We start from the raw sequence: 20569 nt of genomic DNA, 5'->3' as shown, positions 1-20569 counted from the left end.
AAATTACATTACTTGAAATCCTTCTCTATAAGGATCATTATCATCGATAAATATGGTGTTGTAGCCCGTTATTCGTGCCCATCCTTCTACGGAAGGGATAATAGCCGGTTTTCCAGCCACCGTGACGGCGTCTTCGATTTTGCCCGTAAACTGAGAACCGATGTAGCTCTCGTGGATAAATGCCTCGCCCGCCTTCAACTTACCTTTTGCAAACCATTGTGCCATACGTGCTGATGTACCCGTTCCGCAGGGAGAACGATCGAGCGCATTTTCCCCCACGAGTACCGCATTGCGCCCCGAAGAATTTTCCTTCGTTGGTTTGCCCGTCCATTGTATATGGCTTAGCCCGTGAATATTGGCATCTTCTGGATGGATAAACTCATATTTCTCATTCAACAGGCGACGGATGATCTTTCCATAGTGGATCAACTGGCTGGCTGTGAAAGCACTGATGTCTTCAAAATTTGCCTGTGGATCGATGATACCGTAAAAGTTACCGCCATAAGCCACATCCACTCGGATCTCACCAAGATCGGGACAGTCGACAACAAGATCTTCACTGTACAGAAAAGACCGTACGTTGGTCAGCTTCACGGTTTCCACCTTCTCACCCACCTGCTTATAATCGATCAACACCAGGCCTGCTGGTGTTTCTAAGCGTAGCTTGCCGGGAATTTTCGGGATAACCAAGCCTTCTTCAATAGCTATCGTCACGGTACCTATGGTACCATGCCCGCACATAGGGAGGCAGCCGCTTGTCTCAATGTAGAGCACGGCAATATCGTTCTGTGGATCTACCGGAGGGTAAAGCATGCTTCCGCTCATCATATCGTGACCACGAGGCTCGAACATCAGTCCTTTACGGATCCAATCATACTCCTCCATAAAATGCAAACGCCGCTCCATCATGGAGTTTCCGCGAAGAAGTGGCGCGCCCCCTGCTACCAAGCGAACAGGACAACCGCATGTATGGGAGTCTATACAAAAAAATGTCTTTTTCATTTGCTTACTTAACTGCTAAAAGAACCGGTAGCAGCATAGGGCCAAGTGAAGATCTTGAAATCTTCTGCGTGCCCCTATGCTGTGCCTCGGTATATATCGACTATTAGACGGTTCTGTTGTTGTCAACGACCCGTTCTATAGCCAAGGGATTCTCATCTTGAAGCTCCAACGGTAAAAACTCGTTCGGCCAATTTTGGAAGCTTAATGGGCGTAAAAATCGTTTTACGGCATCTGGACCAACGGAGGTAAAACGACTGTCGGTAGTGGAAGGGAAAGGGCCGCCATGCTGCATGGCATAAACCACTTCTACGCCTGTAGGCATACCGTTGAAAAGCAAACGACCGCATTTTTCCTGCGCCAGCGCAAATAAGTCAGCCTGTTGTTGAATATCCGCTACGGTAGCCGCAAAGGTAATTGTCAATTGGCCGCCTAGCGCCTGCAGCACTGCAATCAACTGTGCTTCATCATCACACTCGATCAAGAGACCAGTAGGCCCAAACACTTCCTCGCCAAGAACAGCATTCGCCAAAAAGGTAGTTGCAGAAGTGCTGTAAAGAGCAGCTACGGCTTGCGATGAATCGGAAGAAAGACCTTCTGCAATAAGTGCCACATCGGGTTGGCTAGACAGCTTGCCCTTTGCTTGCGCATAGGCTTGTGCTATGCCTTCATGAAGCATTGTTGCTTCGGCTACTTTTTTCACCTCGGTTTCCAAGCGCTCTTTAAATGCATCGAGGGCTTCACTTTTCACGGCAATGAGGAGGCCTGGATTGGTGCAGAATTGTCCTACGCCCAATGTGAGGGATCCGACGTACTGCGTGGCAAAAGCTTCTAGATTTTCTGCCAAATAATTCGGCAGTGCGAACACGGGGTTTACACTACCCATTTCTGCGAAAACAGGAATAGGCTCTTGGCGTTGTGCGCCAAGGTCAAACAAGGCTTTACCACCACGAAAAGAACCTGTAAAAGCCACCGCTTTAACCGCAGGATGGAGAACCAGCGCTTCGCCTACGGCATGTGCTGCGCCCTCGACATAGCCAAACACAGCGGCTGGAGCGCCAAATTTGGCTATGCCCTGCGCGATAGCGCCAGCCATGATCTTCGAAGTATTGGGGTGTCCAGGATGTTCCTTGAAAATAACGGAACAGCCCGCTCCTACAGCGCTAGCGGTATCACCACCGGCCGTAGAAAACGCGAAAGGGAAATTGCTTGCACCAAAAACGGCTACAGGCCCTATCCCTTTGTTATATTTTCGAATATCTGCCTTCGCGGCACCATCGCCCTTATCAATACGGGCTTCGGCATAGATACCAGTCTTCACCGCGTTGGCGTATGATCGCCACTGGTTGACGGTACGACCTTTTTCACCTTGCAATCGAGGTAAGGGTAGCGCCGATTCGGCATGGGCCGCTTGGATAAGCTCATCGCCCAAAGCTTCGATTTCGTCGGCAATGGCGTGCATCAAGGAAGCACGCTCTGCCAGCGAAATTTTCTGTAAATACTGGTATCCAATTAAAGAATCTTGAACTATAGCATGGATTTGTTCATTGGACATATCAATACGCATAAAATTAAAGTTGAGGTCTTGATGCTAATGCATCGTCGATTATTTTAGTAATAGCTTCTTTTTCTTCACCGACAAGCTCCAATCGAGGCGCACGTGTGAACGGTGTGCTAAGGTCTACTTTACTGGCGGCAAGTTTGATGTATTGCACGAGCTTAGGGTGGATATCAAGTTCCAAAAGCGGCATAAACCATCTGTAGATTTCTAATGCTTTTTCTAATTCACCTTTTTTTACCAAGTCGTAAATAGCGTAGGTTTCTTTCGGGAAAGCATCTACCAATCCACCGACGATACCATCTGCTCCTAGTGCGATAGACTCTAAGAAAATAGTATCTACACCCCCAAGAATCTTTAAGCGATCGCCAAAGCGGTTGCGTAATCTAGTAATATTTGTTAAGTCTCTTGTTGATTCTTTGACCGCTTGTATGGTTGGCTCCTGCAACAACTCTTCAAACATATCCAACGATATATAGGTAGCATAATCAACCGGGTTATTGTACACCAAGATCGGTAATGCCGAGCTTTGTGCTATTGCTTTGAAATAAGCAACGACTTCACGATCATCTCCTTTATAACGCATCGGAGGAAGCACCATCAAACCATCCGCACCTTCCTGCTCTGCCCGTTTAGCAAACTCTACTGCTGCCTTCGTTGTATTCTCTGTAAGATTAAGCAATACGGGAACACGGCCATTCACCACCTTTAACGTATATGCTAGCAACTCGAATTTCTCGTCTGTAGTCAATGTACTTGCTTCGCCCAAAGATCCGGCTAAAATCAACCCATGAATCCCCGCAGCAAGCTGCGCTTCAATGTTGACAGAAAGCATTTCTAAGTTTAACTCACCATTTTCGTGAAATGGTGTTAACATCGCCGGGAAAATTCCACTCCAATTTAAATTAGCCATAAATAATAATTGTTTTTTTCAAAACTATGGCCTATTCGAGTAATTTGCTAATCGAGATTTAATCAAAACTCACCATATTTTAACACATGCCCGATGCTACACATTATTTTTGTATCGACCGTAGTATTCTTTCGGAGAAAAACCTGTTACAGAGCGAAAAACGCGGTTAAAATTTGTGATACTATTAAATCCGGAGTTATAGGCAACGAGTCCGATACTCTCATACCGTTGCGAGGTAATGAGTTTGCAAGCTTCTTGGATACGCAACTCACTTAAATAGCTGACAAAGGTCAAGCCGGTGTGTTTTTTAAAGTAACGGCAAAAAGCCTGCGGCGTGAGGTTTGCATGATCTGCGGCTTCTTCTAAGGTGATCGCTCTTCTGAAATTATCCTTTATATACCGACAAACATCGTTGATACGTAGGAATCCATCGTCTTTATTAAGCACGGTAGTGACCGACAAAGGCTTGAGTTCATGTGATACCAAGCTGAGCTCCTTTAGCAAGAAGAAAAAGCTGAGTAACTGATCCATCATGTCAGCTTTTTTAAGCAGCGCGATTCTTCGCTTGATTCTGCCCGTGTAAGCGTTGGGCACTTTAAAGCCATTGTTATTCTGCAAAATAAAGGCAAGGATACTTCCTAGCTCGGGCATATGGAACAAGCTGGATAGTGAGCCTTTCAGATTAAAGAAGATAGATACAGACTCGACTTCGGTATGTTCCAAAGAGTCGGCATTGCGTTTGAAAACGTGCGGTTGGTTGGGTCCTAAAAGAAAAATATCGTTCTCCCGAAAAGGATGAAAGCTATCTGCAAGAAACAGCGTCCCTTCGCCCTTAACGATCCACATGAACTGGTATTCTTCGTGTTTATGAAAATAAGGATAAAAGTCAGACAACTTATCCTCCTGCACATACACGGACTTATCCTTTGGAGAGGGCACATTAAATTGAATCATTTTCATAATAGAACCTTGTTAGATCGTGAGTAACCTTTGTTAACACTCCAGATTAGTATGAATGAAAGTTACGACATTAAGATAATATTAACAAGAGCTAAGGAAGATTATGGTGAAAATTAGGTCATGTTTGGTTAAAATACAATAAGCGCATTCTCGCATTCCCTTTCTATCTTTATTTCTTCTTTCTCTTAGGGATACCCATTCGCAAAAGATGATACTTATCAAAAACAACACCCCATAAAACACCACAGACACGACCAAACACCCCTAGATACCGATGTCTGAAAAGCTTTGGTTAATTTTTGCGGCATGAAGGCCAATATCCGACAAAAAAAACTACGTCCAAGGCCTTACTTTTGTTGAGGCTAGCTAACCTAGTCCATGTGAAAACGACCTTAAATTAAAAACAAAATAAATCATGCATATGCGTAAAGCAATCAAAGTTCCACTAGTCCTCCTGCTATTACAGGCACCATTTAGCGGCAGTGTGTACGCACAAAATCCATTTTGGGAGCAGGTAAAGAAACAACCGGCCACCTTGGGCATCGAAAAAGGGAGCAATAGCTTCCAGCTTTCCAAACTTAAATTACAGATTCTGACAGCATCGCAGACGGTAGCTTCCCTGAAGTTGAAAGACGATGCACAATTTGACTACACACCAGACGAGTTGTTGGACAAACGAGATCGTAATAAATTCTTTCACCTAGGCGACATCAATCTTTCCATCCGCACGGCTGGTTCTTCTGCATGGACAGCTTACTCCTCGGCGAAGGAGCGTCAGGCGGTGAGTCCACTTAAGGCATCGGGAAAAACATTGGCTGCAGCCGACATCAGCGCCAGTTTAGGCGGCATCCCTTTGCAAATTACACGGTCTTGGGAAAATAAAGATGGCGATTTAGTTCTTCGTTTTCAAATCAAAAACGGCACCAAAGAGACCTATGAAATTGGAGCCTTGGGCATCCCAATGATCTTCAACAACAACATGGATTGGAAGAATCTCGACAGCGCGCATGCCGACAATGTATTCTTCGATCCTTATATAGGTAAGGATGCGGGCTATCTACAAGTCAACCGCCTACACGGCCGTGGACCAAGCCTACTGGTCATTCCGCAGGAAAATGCCGCTTTCGAGGCCTACAGCCCGTTAAACAGCGACCCTACTCCGCGTAGCATTACTTTTGAAGGCTTTCACGAGTGGACAATACATAGCAAGGCCTATGCAGAAACAGATTGGAAGGGTGTACAGCAGTGGAACGACCCAACATCGACCACATTAAAGCCTGGTGAATCAAAGAGCTTTGCCGTACGCTTTGTGCTGGCACCAAGCATTAAGCAGATCGAGGAAGAGCTTGTTCGACAAAACAGACCCGTAGCTGTCGGCGCCCCTGGTTACTTGCTACCGATGGACAATCCTGCAAAACTCTTCCTGAAATACGGTAAAAAGGTAAAAAACATTGCTGTTTTCCCTTCGGGGTCGCTATCGGTGGAAGCGCAGCCACAAACGGCCGGCAAATGGGCTAGCTATACCGTAAAGGGCAATACTTGGGGACGCTCCCGTTTGCAAATTACCTACGCAGACGGCTTGGTACAGACCATACAATACAAAGTTATTAAGCCTGAGGAGGAGGTCGTAAAAGACCTTGGCCACTTCTTGACAACAGCGCAATGGTATGAGAATCCCAACGATCCTTTTGGACGTTCGCCATCCGTTATTACCTACGACTACGAGACGAAAACGCCGGTCACACAGCACCAGAATGCCTGGTTTGCAGGCCTCAGCGACGAAGCGGGTGCTGCCAGCTGGTTGGCGGCCATCATGAAACAACTTTTGCAGCCCAACGTGGAGGAAATCAACAAGCTGAAACGATTCGCCAATGAAACCATGTTTGGACGTATACAGCACAAGGAAGGAAAGAACAAATACGCTGTTGTGAAGAGCCTTTTTTACTATGAGCCTGACTCCCTTCCCAAAGGAACATACAGCGATGCCATCAATTACAAAACTTGGGCAGCATGGCCGAAAAAAGAGGCCGACAATATTGGTCGTTCCTACAACTATCCACACGTTGCAGCAGCCCATTGGGTGCTCTATCGTCTAGCGCGAAACTACCAACAATTGGTACCGGAAGAGACATGGCAAACCTACCTCGATCGCGCTTTTCAGACAACCGTTGCCATGGTTGAGAAGGCTCCACACTATGCGCAGTTTGGGCAGATGGAAGGCAGTGTCTTTCTCTTGATCCTGATGGATCTTAAGAAGGAAGGGCTTAACGAATCGGCGCAAAAACTAGAAGCCTTGATGAAAGAAAGGGCCCTGCACTGGAAAACGCTGAACTATCCATTCGGCAGTGAAATGCCTTGGGACTCGACTGGCCAAGAAGAAGTGTATGTATGGTCTAAATACTTTGGCTTTGACGAGAAGGCGCAGGTTACTTTAAATGCGATTTTGGCTTATATGCCTACTGTGCCACACTGGGGTTACAACGGTAGCGCTAGAAGATACTGGGACTTTGTTTATGGAGGAAAGCTAGCGCGTATCGAACGGCAGATTCACCATTATGGTTCGGCCTTGAATGCTATTCCGGTATTAACGGACTACCGTGAACATCCAGACGATTTCTATCTGTTGCGTGTAGGACACGCCGGCATGATGGGTGCATTGGCAAACGTAACAGAGGATGGATTTGCCCCTGGCGCTTTCCACTCTTACCCCTCTACTTTGGCAAACGATGGAATATCTGGCGATTATGGCACGGGCTTCTACGGCTATGCCGTCAACTCGGGCACGTACATTATTCGACATCCAGAATTTGGTTGGTTGGCCTTTAGCGGCAGCTTAAACCAAGAAAAGGACAAGATAAAAGTCGATGTAAAAACAGCTTCCAAAGGACGCGTATTCCTTGCCGAAGAAAAACTTTGGCTAACTACCGATGCCGGCAAGATCGCTTCCTTGAGCTACGACACGAAGAGCAAAGAGATAGAGCTGCAGCTTAGCGTTGACAATCCGGCCTTTACGCCTGCAACCTTGCTAAACCTATCGGCAACGAGCGGCTATGCCATAAAAGACGCACAAAAAGATCAACAGGGACGATATGTGATTCCTGGCCAGACCGCAACGGTTAAACTCGTCAAGGTCGGCAAATAAATATTGTTTATTTTCTAGTTTTAACTGTAAGCGTGCCACTCCTCCCGGAGGGCACGTTTTTTTTTTCGCCAGCGTGTGGATAAGGCTGATCTCGTTATTTCATGTAATTAATTTTTCCAAAATCTATTACATACACTATATTTGCTTATACCATGAAAACCATTTTATTAACATTGCTATGTGCAATAACATCCTGCTGTAGCTGCTTTTGCTTCGCACAAGAGAAAGACAGCATCGATCGGTACAAAAAATTCCGGATAGGTTATGATTTTAAGATAGGCAACTACACGGACGAATACCTACTTATTAGTCCCGCAGTAGCGATGCATTATGTCATACATCCCAAAATATGGCTTGGTGTTCGGCTAGGTACCAGCCATATGAACACGCATCAAAAAACATATAAGGGATCGCTAGCTGCCGATAACATCTTTCTAAAAAAGGAAACAAAACTGGTACTAAGTAGTTCTTTCCGGTATTATTTCAACGAAAAAAAGCGGTTTAGCCCGATGGTTGAAGCACGTGCAGGAAGTTTGTACGGTGAGCGAACGGCGCGACATAGCTTTACGGGCGGTGGATCCTTTGGCTTGGCTATCCGCTTTCCATTTGGCGGCATCATTCATGTTGGTTACTACAACGATTTTATGCAATATCAAGCCACTTCCTACCGCACAGATGGCACAGGCCACACGGTGTATCAGATTTCAAACCCCGCTCCGCTTAGAAGAAAATCACAAGGAGGCTTCTTTAATTTTACCATCAACTAAAGCTATGAAAAAAGTATATATCCTTCTATTTTTGATATTGCCTATACTGTCTTGCGAGCCTAACCTTACGGTAATCACCGAAAATGGCATCTTCAGCATACAACATCTTGTTCCTGTAGATTCCGAAGCAGACCATATTAGGGCGCCATTTTCCATGCGTGTGGAGTTTGAAACGCTAAGCCTTGGAAGCCGTTGGCAAATTATGCCCACAGCATATGCATTTCGCAGAGATATGAGCAATACCTATGTAAACGCTATCGATCAAGCTTCGATAACGGTAACGATGGATCGACCGATGAAAATTGATGGCGAGGAGATTACTATAGGACGGGACATACTGCAGGATCTATTTCCTAGCGACAGTCGTGATTTCAGAGACGATTATGCTGCTGCGATGTTATCAATAAACTTTACCGATGAAATTCTTTCGCGTTGCAATTTCGAGCCAGGAATAACCACCTTCCACCTATCAGGAAAAAATTCGGACAACATTCGCTTTTCATTTTCTAAAGAGGTGATTTTAAACATACCTTCACAACTAACGGATTGATTCTACTCGTCACTTAGAACGAAAAAGCCATCGCCCGTGAAAGGCGATGGCTATAGATCAGATCAGCGTCAGCAGTCTAGTTGACTCCGGTTCGTTGATCCCACCACATTTGCTTTCCCCAGAAATTATCGTCCACGTCAGCTCTTGAAGCCGCGCTGTTCTGTCCATTCAAGGTTGTTTCTTCTGCAGGATATGGGTAGCGCAATGGCGGCCTGTTGTGTCCCGGAAAAGCAGATCCTGTAGCTGCGGGTAACAATGGAAAATCCGTTCGGCGCATTTCCGACCAAGCTTCATGACCATTCTTAAATAGCGCTAACCATTTTTGCAGGTGAATCTGCGCTGGGCGATTACCCCAGGCCACTATCGGCGCGCTGAGGTAGGCCGAAGACTGTGCGGCGGAAAGCCCGTTCTCTTGGAACGATGCCGTAATCCCCTGTTCATAAGCCTCCTGTGCGGTGATACTTCCGGTACTCCAACCTTTTTGCGCCAACTCGGCTATCACGAAATTGAGCTCGGCATAGTTCATAAATGGGCTAAAGCCTGCGGCATCGTCTCGGAAACGAGCACCAATACGGGAGTAAAGCGACACCGTAGGCGAACTTGCTGGACCGATAATTACACCGCGATATTCACCATCTGACGGTGCGGGCTTCGCATACACCGCCAATCGCGGATCTGCATATTTCTTCAAGGTATCCACAATATTAACGCTAACACCATGATCATCGCGTGTTCGAGAATCATTGTTCCATGGCTCTACATAAGGGTTACTCCCCACCCAATAGAAATAGGCATTATCACTATTCGATTCCATAAGGGGATATTTCTGCGGATCGGCAAAGATCTGTTGCACGGTACTCTGTGAGCCAGCAGCATCCACCGCAGATAAGCGCAATGCAACGCGTAGGCGCAATGCGTTACAGAATTTACGCCATTTTTCCACATCGCCCCCGAAAAGGAGGTCACCATCTCCCAACTGATCGCTTGATCCTTCAGCGAACAAGTCGGCCGCCTGTTCCAACTGTGCGATGATAGCAGGATAAATATCCTCTTGACGATCATACTTCGGCGTCACGAAGCCCTCATCGCCACGGATAGCTTCCGTAAAAGGCATATCTCGCCAACGATCCGTTCCCAGCTGCCACATGTAGGCTTGAAACGTGAGTGCCACAGCACGCATGTTCGTTGCTCCTTCAGCTTCTGCACGATCGATTACCAATTGTGCATTTTTCACATCGCGGTAGAATTTATTCCAAAGGTCAGAGATTGTACCGCTTCTAAACATATAACGCGCTTCATCGATATAAGCAATCTTACCCAGATGCCCGCTATAAGTCGACGGCTCGTTCATATTCCCCCAAGCATCGTAAAAATTTGCTGAAAAATCTTGCAGCACATAGGCCAATACGTTGGTCATGGGCGCCTCTACTGGCTGATTGGGGTTCGTATTGATGGCGTCAAAGTCTTTGGTACATGCCTGCGTCAATGCCAAGCCTGCAAGCCCTAAGAGCAAGGTCGATTTATTCCATTTTTTAAATGTTCGAAATATAGTGTTGTTCATGTCTTCCGCAATTAAAAGGTTAAGTTTAGTTTCATCCCGATGCTTCGGTTCGACGGTATCTGGTATTGCTCGATGCCGACCCCATCATTGCCCACACCAAATCCAGTTTCTGGATCGATATGTGCAAAATTGCTTTTCGAGGTGTAGAGCAAGGCCACATTGTGGGCGAAAAGAGAAACACCAGCTCGTTTGACAATTTTCCAATTGCTGAATAGATGCTGAGGAAAGTCATACCCCAACTCGATCTGCCGCAACTTCACAAAGCTTCCGTCTATGATACCTGTTTCGCGACCTCCCCAAAGACTCTGAAAGTAATCACGTGCGCCAACACGAATATCATTCTGCTGGCCATTTTCCATCACAAAGCGCTCATCGCTCATGTAATCCTGACCGAGCACCATGCCGTTTTCACGGATTCCACCTTTAACGGTTTCCTCTAATACGCCAGACTGTAACCCAAACCACTGGGTAACACTGAATACATCACCTCCTTTGCGCATATCGATCAAGAAGCTCAATCTAAAATCCTTATATGTAAAACGATTGTTTATACCACCTACCCAGTCTGGAGTAATGTTTCCCAACTCTTGTGGTGAGGATGTATACTTGGGAAGACCATCCGTACCAACCAAAATAGCACCCGATTCATCGCGCTGGAATGCCGTTCCGCGCATCACGCCAAAGGGGCGCCCTGGAATTGCATCTACCGTCATACTCCAGGCGGAAGTGATATTGAACGACTCCAATGCCTGTTGCGTGTTCGGATCTGTATACAACTCATTCACCACGCTTGTATTTTTCGCCCAATTGACATTCATATCCCATTGCAGACCTTCCGGATTACGCAGGATACCCAGATTAAGCTGCGCTTCTATACCTCTATTTTGTATTTCACCAGCATTTAGGCGAAGCGAGCCAAAGCCTGTTGCTCCGGAGATATCAACCTGCATAATCTGATCGAGACTCTTTTTGTCATAGTAAGTCAAGTCTAACCCGATACGATCATTCAAGAAACGTAGCTCTGCACCTATCTCCAAACTATTTGCACGCTCGGGCAAAAGATTAAGCGGTGGCAGTATACTGCTGATGCTGTACAAGCTTACTCCGTTGAATGCCGCCGTGTTGGGCACATATGTCCCCTGCGTATAATAGGCATTACCCGCACCTTTACCTACCGAGGCCCAGCTACCACGGATCTTTCCAAAACTTAGAATTTCAGGATTGATGTTCAATGACTTGCTGAATATCCAACTTAAACTGGCCGAAGGAAAAAAGTAGGAAAGGTTGTTGGCCGGCAAGGTCGAGTTCCAGTCATTTCTTGCTGTCAGATCCAAGTAAAGGGCATCGTCATAACCGACAGAAACCTGACCAAACAAACTGTTGGAGCGCAGGTGCTGGGTAGACATGTCCGTAACCGGCGATCCTTTGGTATTTCCTATGCGGAACAAATTCGGAACCGTCAGCTGATCGGCGCCCATTAAATCATAACTATACTTGTAGTCGCGGTAGTTGCCCCCGACAGTATAAGACAGGTTTAATTTCGGATAGATATTACCAGAACCTGTCAAGATCAGGTCCGCATTAAGCTCGTTCAGCCCGTAATTGGATTGACGAAACTTGCCGCCGCCCCAGGTACGGTTTGCCATGCTTGTTAACGTCGAGTTGGACTTGTTGTACGTCAGCGCCATACGCTTCTCGTAAGACCAGTCGTTACCGACCCGCAACATCGCTTTGAACCATTTATGGAAATTATACGAAGCGTTCACGTTTCCGAACAAACGGTCTTTATAACGGGAGTTGGTATTGTTGTTGGTGTTGAAGAAAGGGTTGTCATGGAAATTATTGTTCCAGTTGTAGGGAAACCCATTTTCGAACTCCGAATCCCAATTGGCCTTCAAGTCTTTGATATTGACCTGACGGCCGAACCAACCGCCTATGGACTGCATAGGGTTAAAACTGTTATAGCCCTGTCCAATCAAATTATCGTTCTCCAAGCGCACGTAGTTCATGACAGCATTGACCTCCAGCTTATCGGTCAGTTGCTGCGTAGCATTTAGCGAGACGGTATAGCGATCTTGATCGGTATTGGGAACGGTGCCGGCCTGCTTCTGATTACCGAGCGACAGGCGACTTGTTCCTTTACCGAAAGCAGAACTTAAGGATACGCTGTGGTCCATCGTGTGGCCAGTTTGGAAGAAGTCGCGCACGTTACTTGGATTGGACACCCAAGGTGTAGCTGTTCTGTTTCCGTTTGCATCCAGTGGGCTATTGTACTGCGGTAGCAGAAGTCCAGCATCCAAACGCGGGCCCCAGCTTTCGTCCACACCATCGTTTACGCCATTCCCCAATCCGTCGACATAACGGAAGCCAATCTGTTCGGCCCACTCCTGATAGGTCGTTGGATTTAAACTATTGGACGATCCGATATCCGAGAGTTGCAAGTCACCTTGCTGGTATAACTTCCATAGATATTCCTCGCCGTATTTACCCTGTCCGTAGCTATTTTGGTAGCGTGGTAGGATGTAAGGATTCTCAAAAGAGATCCCTCCGGAATAAGAAATAACTGGGGATGTAGCTCCTTTTCCATTCTTGGTGGTGATAATAATGACACCATTTCCGGCCAGTTGCCCATAAAGTGCCGCAGCGTTTGCTCCCTTTAGCACCGATACCGACTCTATATTATTCGGATCGATATCACCTATGCCTGTACCATAATCCACGGAGCCGCCAGAGCCCACATCGGTTGAGAAGTTACTGACAGGCACCCCGTCGATCACGAACAAAGGCTGGTTATTGCCAAAGGAGTTATTTCCACGTAGCACGACCCGACTGCCCGCACCAACGGCGCCGCTAGCAGCGGTAACCTGCATGCCGGATATCTTACCGGACATCGAGTTGAGCACATTCTGTTGGTTGGTCTGCGTAAGTTCAGTACCTTTCAATTCTTGAATCGCATAGCCCAAGGATCTCTTTTCGCGGGAAAGACCTAAAGCTGTCACCACAACTTCTTCCAATCCTTCACTATCAGCATTTAAGATCACTTCCACCGTTGTTTGGCTAGAAAGATCCACCTCCTTTTGCCCATACCCCACCGCAGACAGGCGCAATGGACCAGCCTGTTTGTAGGTAATCGTAAATTCACCATTGGTACCACTTTGTGTGGCCGTCCCATCTTTTAACGTGACGGTTACACCAGCAATGGGCACACCTTTTTCATCCACTACTCTCCCTTTCAACTGCGTTTGCGCAAACAAGGCTGTAGAAAAGAAAAGACTTGCTGCTAAAAAAGCAATTTTTCGTCTGTTCATGCAATCTTATCGTTTAGTTAGTCAATCAACATTTAACAAAAACTAATCTAGACAGATAAAACACGATTTAGCTACCTATTTTTGATAAATAAAATACAAATATTAACCAATAGCAGGTTTTTAAACAAAAAAAAGTGCTAAAACAACTAAAAACAACAAGCTAAACAGAAACCAACACAATCAACAAGAGACACCAAAGCAAAAAAAGGCCGCGCTATTTAAAATAGGCGGCCCAACTAGACTAACTAAACAATATTATCTGGGCACACGGGTAACGCTTGGAAGCCTTACCTCCACGATATACGTACCTTCCATCAACACGCGGAAACCAAACACCGGATTGACGTTATTATTAGGCAGGTTGTCGATCGATGCATAAGCCATCGGAATACGGTAATAATTTAGATACCCCCAGTCCGTGCCATTACTAGCGATCAATTTCGTAAGCGGAAAAGGAGCCACTTCAAAATCACAGATCAACGCCGTATCGGTTGTGACGACCGGGTTGAATTTCACATGCGACTCAAACATGGGGCGGTCACCGCGTTTTACGATCTCGCCGGCTCTAGGATTAAAAGCGTTCCCATTTTTATCAATGATCTTCAAGATCACACGCGCCCCTTCATTGGACACTTTCCGACAGCTGAGGCGCGGTGCGGTGGTCGTCGTGAACACTTCACTAGCACTGGAACCTGTTGCCGCCTGGTAGGTAACTTCAAACATATCTTCAATCGTTGGATCCACAATCTCAATGGTAGCCAAGTTCTCGAATAGTTTTGCACCGCGGGTATTGGTAAAGTTCACATCGAAAGCGTAGCGTCCCAAAGGAAGATTGGCCGAGGCACGGTTAAAGATCAGCTGTCCGCTCACCGGATTAAACTCCATGGGTGGCCTGCTTACCGTTTCGCGCTTTTTATTCAACAGTTCAACCGTGGTATCGGTTTCGGCGTTGAATACCATTCCGTCTTTGAATACCAACATTTCATAGTCCGTAAAGAACTCGGCTGGTGCAGCCTGCCCCGTTGAAGCATCCCGCAGGTTCATCATTTCAAAGTTATAAGGCGGCGTTGAACCGTCCGCATTGATCCGGTCAGACATCGTGAGCGACATACCACGTTTACAAAAGATCACATTGGATTTATATCGAATATTATCGCTTTGGAATCCATTCTCGATCTTCGAACAGGAAAACAGCATAACCGAGGCCAGTGGCACGGCGAGTATCGTCTTTATAATAGTTTTCATAATCTTTATCCGTTAAATTACTGAGCCATTTTGCCTCGGTTAAAAAATAGTCTGTGCGAGTTGTCCAACACATGCACAATGCCGGTTGTGGTGATCAGCCCAGACGTTTGGCAATCAAAAGAGCGATCCAGTTCCGCATCAGGTATAGCATTGTAATCGGCCTCTTCTTCGTCCAAAGTTTTGATCACTTTGGTAAAATTTACGTAATCCACGTAATCTAAATACGTGTTAAAATCACGTGTTCTACGTAATTTGATGTTAAAACGAACATCGGGAATATTACCTAACTTGGACGTGTAGTAGGTGTTCTCCGTGCTCAATTTATCACGGTTCAGATCACCGTCAAACAAGTACATCATCATCGAATCGCGCAGCTGCTGGGCAGGAATATCGGTAATCGAAAAAGAAATATTTTCATTACCAACCTGCACAATCTTCTCCTGCTTTTTTGCAGCGACATAATCCCGTGCACCATAGTCTGTGGTCACGAAAAAGGTCACATCCGAGTTTACGATATCCTTGATTCCGGCATGATCGATCATCCGCACCAACGAATCAAAACTACCATGACTTTTCAAGAAATCGTAGGTCGTCATATTTACATGAGGATCACTCTGGCCTCCATCTTTTTTATAATCGTCTTTCTGACAAGCATAAGCCGTTACTGCCAGTACCATTAGTAAGATTAATTTTTTCATATCTTTCATGTTTAAATAGCATTAAACCTTTCCTCTCCAATAGGTCGTCTGCGTCAGTTTGTTATTGTTTCGGAACAGATCAGGACTCACCGGCCAGTAGAAGCCTTCTTGTCTGAATCGACTTTCCGATAACCAAGACACGAAATTTGCATACTGTCTGGTCCGGATCAGATCATACATCAAGTGTCCTTCTAAATACATCTCCTTACCACGTTCCAATGCATACTCGTACAATACTTCGTCTTTGGATAAGGTAGTAGGCAACATTGCTGTCGGATCGGCTCCATTGCGCGTACGGAAGGAGTTGATGATATTGATTGCTGCCAACGTATTACCTTTGTATAGTGCAATCTCGGCTTTCAACAGCAACATATCACTCAATCGGAATATAATAATGTTGTTGCTGAGGTAGGCGTCTTGGTTCTGCGCCGTATTTCTATAAGAAACATTGCTATACTTAATACAAGTTGGACGATCGGTCGCCATATCTGTAAAATTCTTCCGTAAACGAACATCCTTATCATCAACAACCTTCACGTCACCCTCACGCCATTCCCACTGACCTATGGTTGCATTCCAGTACCAGTTCCAAACTTTATCAAATTTGTAGAAGTGATCGGAAAAATAATCCAAATTCACATAAGCACGAGAGTTTGTGCCATAGTATTGAATGTGAGACGTACGCAAGAACATGTTACCGATATGCGCATTACTTCCTTCGCGTACATCATCGTTGATGGCGATTTCGAAAATCCCTTCTCTGGACTTCCCAATAAATGTGCTGTAATAATTTGCCGTGTCCGTTTGGCTATACATACCATTTGTCGTGATCGCATCGATCGCCGTTTCGGCAGCCAAAACGTCCTGCATATTAGGCTGATCCGTTGTGACGTCGGTCGTTGTTGCACGCCAAAGGTAAAGATGTGCCAACAAGGCCTCTACAGATCCTTTGTTTGCAGTAACCTTTGCATCGCCCAAAGATGTATAATTCCAATCTAACAGCTCCAAAGCCTTTTTACAGTCAGCTTCAATCAAAGCCATTACTTCGGCTTTCGGACTACGCGCAAGTTCAGGTGCGGATATCGGATCTTCGTATTCTTCGGTCACGATAGGCACATCACCCCAGTTGCGCACCATCATAAAGTAAACCAAGGCACGCAAGAAGTAAGCTTCGCCCATGATTTCGTTCTTAAATTTTTCTGGGTTTGCCAAATCGGTCAGCAGCGCGTTATCTATTTTAGGCACACGGTTCAAAATGATGTTGCTCATGGTAACCGCTTTGTAATACCCACGCCAATCACCGAAACTCTCCACATTATACTGGAACGTGTAATCACCCGTTTGAATTCCCTCTAAACCATCTCCCGTATATTGCAGGGTGAAATAATATCTTGCAACGGCATCGCCATACATAAAATAGCGAGGGCCACCGCCGTTACCAGAGCTTATCACGCTTCTGACAAGCGCATAATTTCCGGCCAATGCACTGCTTAAATCGCGAGAACTTTTCCAGAAGGCCTCGGAATAGGTCGAGTTTACAGGTTCCTCTATCAAAAAGTCCTTGCATGATACGGATAGCATCGTAGTTGCCACCAATAGGCAGCGGGCTACAGCATATAAAATCTTATTCATGTTCACTGTGTTAAAGTGTTATTTCTAAACCTAATGTATATTTCCGCGGAATCGGGTATCCGCCACCATTATATTCACCATAAGGGCTTACCGCTTCTGCATCAGGAAGCTTTTTGGATTTTTGCCACATCAAGACGTTGTCCATGATACCGAAAACACGCAGGTTTGATATAGACAATCGCTTAAGCAGGTTGGTCGGCAAATTGTAGGAAGCAATAAAGTTCTTCCATCTTAAGTAGGATCCACTTTCTAAGAAAAATGTCTGCGCCGACGTGTAATAGTAGCGATAAGTACCTAAATCATATTTTGCATATTCAGCCTGATCGCCGGGTTGTCTCCAAATGTTCAGCTTATCCAAATCTGGTGTGGAGTAGTACACAAAATTGGAAAGTGCATTTCCGGAAGTAGAGTTCGAGAATTGATCCGCTTCGAACAAGTTCAATACATCACGATCAAAGCCATAGGTGAACATAAAGGTCAACGATATGTTTTTGTAAGAAAGCACGTTGTTCCATCCACCGACCCATTTGAAATTCGGATCACCAATAGGCATTTTATCGGGGTTGATACCGCTATTGAAAATATCGATAAAGTAATCTCCATCAAGATCTGCAAACTGAAAATCACCTGCTCCAAAGGTGCCGTTTGAATTACGGAAACGTTCACCTGTATACGGATTTACCGGAATATCGTCCACGGTACTGAACACGCCCAAGGTTTTGTATAGGTAGAATGCATTGATCGGCGAACCCACAGATAGAATATGTGACTTATCAAAACGATCTCCCTCCATGATCAGATCACGACCGCCATTCGGCAGGTTCATGATACGGTTTTTCACATAGGAGATGTTGAAGTTCGACCGCCAGCTAAATTTAGAATCGCGCGGAAGCACATCTGCGGAAAATTGAATATCCACACCCGAGTTACGGATAGCGACAGAGTTTGTCTGCGCGATATCGTAACCGGTGGTCAATGGCAACTGCACATCAAACAGCCCGTCGTAGTTTTCTTTGTTAAATAAATCCACCATCATCGTGAATCGACCACGATACAGCTCCATATCTACCCCGAGGTTCCACTGTCTGTTTTTCTGCCAGCTCAGGTTTTTCTGCGCCACACCATTATTGAAATTAGGCATGATCACCACTTGTCCGTTGTACGAAGCTGCACCACCATTACCGGAGAAACCTCCAGCATTTACATTATAAAGATTGTACTGCAAATAGTTGCTTGGCGGCAACGCACCGGTCAAACCATAGCTTCCGCGGATCTTCAACAAGGTCAACCAAGAAGACTCTTTCAAGAACTCCTCCTCGGTAAGGATCCAGCCCACCGAAGCCGACGGAAAGTAACCCCATTTATTGTTTTCTCCAAAGCGAGAAGATCCATCGGTACGAAACGCTCCAGAAAATAGGTATTTGCTATCGTAATCATAGGAAAAACGACCTAGGTAAGACAATAAGGAGTAGCGTTGCAGATCGGAGTAGGCACCGATGTTGTTCTGCAGGAATCCATTGACCACTTGAATCTGGTCAGAAACCCCTAAACTACCCCATGCACTCACCGATTCGATCCTGTTCTTCTCTGCCTCCTGTCCAATAAGTGCACTTACGGAATGTTTTCCGAACGTATTGGAGTAGCTCAAAATGTTCGATATACGAAGTTGTGCATCGCCGTAGGCTGTCGATGACGAGTAATTTCCCGCACCACTCATCAACTCACTAGGGCGGTTGTAATCGCGCTTCGCGTCATTAGCAATGTAGGCAGACTGTGAAGTAAAAGTTAAGCCTGGAGCCAATAGTAAGCTGAGGTTTAGGTTAACGTTCAAGTTGGTATTCTCGTTCACGTCCAAGTTCGAGCTGTACTGCCCCAACAAAAACTCTCTTTTGGATTGGGACAGGTTCAACAAAGAGGTCGGCATGTTCCCAGCACCCAAAGCTATTGGACTGGTATTACTGCCATTACCACGATCTCTCGAGTTGTACGAGTAAGAAACGTTAGGATTGATCGTCAACCTTTCATTCAAGGCTTTCGTCGATAGGGTCAAGCGACCATTATACCGTTTGAAGCCGGTAGCTTTCACAATACCCTGTTCATCGAACATATCACCGCTGAAGCGATAGGTTGTCGAGTTTCCACCACCAGACAAGGAAAGATTGGCATTACTGACACTTCCCTTTTGGTAGAAAAGATCTTGCCAATCGGTATTACCATTAAAGGCCGGATTCAACGAGTCCGTTAACAATCGTGGCATATTACGCAGGTCGTTGTAGGTCAATTGACGATTCAGGATCTCCAACTTCTGTCTGCGCTCCAAGGCACCTAAGGTAACGTCCCGTAGTTCGGGCCTTTGCGTTACGCCGGTGTAGCCGGTAACCATAACGCGCGGCTCCCCTGTTCTACCTTTCTTGGTGGTAATCATCACCACACCATTGGCCGCTCTTGATCCATAGATCGCCGCCGCAGAGGCATCCCGCAACACATCTACCGATTCGATATCATTGGGATTAAGACCCGCTAGGTAGTTCGTACCTGTTCCGGTATTTGGACCAACGAATTGTTCGGTAGGCTGTGGCACACCATCGATAACATACAAAGGGCTGCTGATAACGTTATAGTAGTCATCACCTGAGTACTGCGTGCTTACCGCAGAGGTACCACGCACCGCCAAGGTAGGTGAAGCGCCGGGCGCTCCCGAGAAATTCTGCACATTTACACCAGCTAAACGCCCTTGCAGGAGCATATCAAAACTGGCGGCGGGCAAATTCTCCAAATCTTTTCCCGAGATACTAGAGATTGCTGCGGTGGCTTTCTTACGGCTTACCGTTTGGTAACCGATAACCACGGCTTCCTCCAAGGTACTGAGTGTTTCAGTAAGGGTGATGACCAGCGGCACCTGACCCGCTGACACCTGTTTCTTCTCATACCCGATGGAAGAGATTTCCAAAATTTGCTGCCCATTGGCAGTGAGGGCAAATTCGCCCTTTTGATCGGTTTGTGTTGTTAATGAGGTGCTGAGGTTTTTTACGGATGCTCCCGCTATCGGTGACTTGTTCTGATCTAGAACTGTTCCCCGAATTTGTTGCGCATACACATTGACCGACACCAAAACCGAAATCCATAGTGAGACTATAATTTTCATAGTGGCTAGTTAGGTAGTTAGTAGTTATTAATTAACCAAATATAGGTGGCGAAAAAGAGCTTGCTCCCTCACATATTAACCAAGCATATCC

General features: G+C 45.9%; 13 protein-coding genes. 3 read left to right on the top strand and 10 right to left on the bottom strand.

Going from position 1 to position 20569, the window contains the following annotated elements; translation table 11 throughout:
• Positions 1 to 3: 3 nt before the first annotated feature.
• From SCB77_RS16690 to SCB77_RS16675, 4 genes are all read right to left on the bottom strand, one after another.
• Positions 4 to 1002 (bottom strand): 4-hydroxyproline epimerase, encoded by a 999-nt coding sequence (locus SCB77_RS16690; protein WP_320183137.1) that lies wholly within the window; start codon positions 1000 to 1002, stop codon positions 4 to 6.
• 103 nt (positions 1003 to 1105) lie between these two features.
• Positions 1106 to 2566: an aldehyde dehydrogenase (NADP(+)) gene (locus SCB77_RS16685; protein WP_320183136.1), complete on the bottom strand. Its 1461-nt coding sequence runs from the start codon at positions 2564 to 2566 to the stop codon at positions 1106 to 1108.
• A 4-nt stretch (positions 2567 to 2570) separates the two neighbouring features.
• The gene (locus SCB77_RS16680) at positions 2571 to 3470 is read right to left on the bottom strand and encodes a dihydrodipicolinate synthase family protein (protein ID WP_320183135.1); all 900 of its coding nucleotides are present in this window, start codon (positions 3468 to 3470) and stop codon (positions 2571 to 2573) included.
• 96 nt (positions 3471 to 3566) lie between these two features.
• Positions 3567 to 4430, bottom strand: coding sequence for an AraC family transcriptional regulator (locus SCB77_RS16675; protein WP_320183134.1), 864 nt, complete (start codon positions 4428 to 4430; stop codon positions 3567 to 3569).
• A 421-nt stretch (positions 4431 to 4851) separates the two neighbouring features.
• Between SCB77_RS16675 and SCB77_RS16670 the strand changes: the two genes are divergently transcribed.
• The 3 genes from SCB77_RS16670 to SCB77_RS16660 all read left to right on the top strand — a co-directional run bounded on the left by SCB77_RS16670 (position 4852) and on the right by SCB77_RS16660 (position 8889).
• On the top strand, positions 4852 to 7572 hold the full coding sequence (locus tag SCB77_RS16670; RefSeq protein ID WP_320183133.1) for a DUF5695 domain-containing protein: 2721 nt from the start codon (positions 4852 to 4854) through the stop codon (positions 7570 to 7572).
• A 152-nt stretch (positions 7573 to 7724) separates the two neighbouring features.
• Positions 7725 to 8339, top strand: a complete 615-nt coding sequence (locus SCB77_RS16665; protein ID WP_320183132.1) for a hypothetical protein — start codon at positions 7725 to 7727, stop codon at positions 8337 to 8339.
• A gap of 4 nt (positions 8340 to 8343) precedes the next feature.
• Entirely contained in the window at positions 8344 to 8889 is a 546-nt protein-coding gene (locus SCB77_RS16660) for a hypothetical protein (protein WP_320183131.1), read from the top strand.
• Positions 8890 to 8965: 76 nt separating this feature from the next.
• Here the strand turns inward: SCB77_RS16660 and SCB77_RS16655 are convergent, their stop codons facing one another.
• The 6 genes from SCB77_RS16655 to SCB77_RS16630 form a co-directional block, all read right to left on the bottom strand.
• On the bottom strand, positions 8966 to 10450 hold the full coding sequence (locus tag SCB77_RS16655; protein WP_320183130.1) for a SusD/RagB family nutrient-binding outer membrane lipoprotein: 1485 nt from the start codon (positions 10448 to 10450) through the stop codon (positions 8966 to 8968).
• A gap of 11 nt (positions 10451 to 10461) precedes the next feature.
• Entirely contained in the window at positions 10462 to 13758 is a 3297-nt protein-coding gene (locus SCB77_RS16650) for a SusC/RagA family TonB-linked outer membrane protein (protein ID WP_320183129.1), read from the bottom strand.
• A 255-nt stretch (positions 13759 to 14013) separates the two neighbouring features.
• On the bottom strand, positions 14014 to 15003 hold the full coding sequence (locus SCB77_RS16645; protein ID WP_320183128.1) for a DUF5007 domain-containing protein: 990 nt from the start codon (positions 15001 to 15003) through the stop codon (positions 14014 to 14016).
• Between the two features lie 17 nt (positions 15004 to 15020).
• Positions 15021 to 15701 (bottom strand): hypothetical protein, encoded by a 681-nt coding sequence (locus SCB77_RS16640; protein WP_320183127.1) that lies wholly within the window; start codon positions 15699 to 15701, stop codon positions 15021 to 15023.
• 21 nt (positions 15702 to 15722) lie between these two features.
• Positions 15723 to 17333 (bottom strand): RagB/SusD family nutrient uptake outer membrane protein, encoded by a 1611-nt coding sequence (locus SCB77_RS16635; RefSeq protein ID WP_320183126.1) that lies wholly within the window; start codon positions 17331 to 17333, stop codon positions 15723 to 15725.
• Between the two features lie 10 nt (positions 17334 to 17343).
• Entirely contained in the window at positions 17344 to 20478 is a 3135-nt protein-coding gene (locus tag SCB77_RS16630; protein WP_320183125.1) for a SusC/RagA family TonB-linked outer membrane protein, read from the bottom strand.
• Between the last annotated feature and the right edge of the window lie 91 nt (positions 20479 to 20569).

Source organism: Sphingobacterium bambusae (genome assembly GCF_033955345.1).
GTDB lineage: Bacteria > Bacteroidota > Bacteroidia > Sphingobacteriales > Sphingobacteriaceae > Sphingobacterium > Sphingobacterium bambusae.
Note: the sequence above shows the minus strand (reverse complement) of the source record. Positions and strands in the feature narration are given on the sequence as shown.

What these genes read in the sequence shown, in the direction of transcription:
- SCB77_RS16655 (WP_320183130.1), bottom strand. Translation starts at nt 10,450, where the DNA reads ATGAACAACACTATATTTCGAACATTTAAAAAATGGAATAAATCGACC.
- SCB77_RS16675 (WP_320183134.1), bottom strand. Translation starts at nt 4,430, where the DNA reads ATGAAAATGATTCAATTTAATGTGCCCTCTCCAAAGGATAAGTCCGTG.
- SCB77_RS16665 (WP_320183132.1), top strand. Translation starts at nt 7,725, where the DNA reads ATGAAAACCATTTTATTAACATTGCTATGTGCAATAACATCCTGCTGT.
- SCB77_RS16650 (WP_320183129.1), bottom strand. Translation starts at nt 13,758, where the DNA reads ATGAACAGACGAAAAATTGCTTTTTTAGCAGCAAGTCTTTTCTTTTCT.
- SCB77_RS16645 (WP_320183128.1), bottom strand. Translation starts at nt 15,003, where the DNA reads ATGAAAACTATTATAAAGACGATACTCGCCGTGCCACTGGCCTCGGTT.
- SCB77_RS16630 (WP_320183125.1), bottom strand. Translation starts at nt 20,478, where the DNA reads ATGAAAATTATAGTCTCACTATGGATTTCGGTTTTGGTGTCGGTCAAT.
- SCB77_RS16635 (WP_320183126.1), bottom strand. Translation starts at nt 17,333, where the DNA reads ATGAATAAGATTTTATATGCTGTAGCCCGCTGCCTATTGGTGGCAACT.
- SCB77_RS16660 (WP_320183131.1), top strand. Translation starts at nt 8,344, where the DNA reads ATGAAAAAAGTATATATCCTTCTATTTTTGATATTGCCTATACTGTCT.
- SCB77_RS16680 (WP_320183135.1), bottom strand. Translation starts at nt 3,470, where the DNA reads ATGGCTAATTTAAATTGGAGTGGAATTTTCCCGGCGATGTTAACACCA.
- SCB77_RS16640 (WP_320183127.1), bottom strand. Translation starts at nt 15,701, where the DNA reads ATGAAAAAATTAATCTTACTAATGGTACTGGCAGTAACGGCTTATGCT.
- SCB77_RS16685 (WP_320183136.1), bottom strand. Translation starts at nt 2,566, where the DNA reads ATGCGTATTGATATGTCCAATGAACAAATCCATGCTATAGTTCAAGAT.
- SCB77_RS16670 (WP_320183133.1), top strand. Translation starts at nt 4,852, where the DNA reads ATGCGTAAAGCAATCAAAGTTCCACTAGTCCTCCTGCTATTACAGGCA.
- SCB77_RS16690 (WP_320183137.1), bottom strand. Translation starts at nt 1,002, where the DNA reads ATGAAAAAGACATTTTTTTGTATAGACTCCCATACATGCGGTTGTCCT.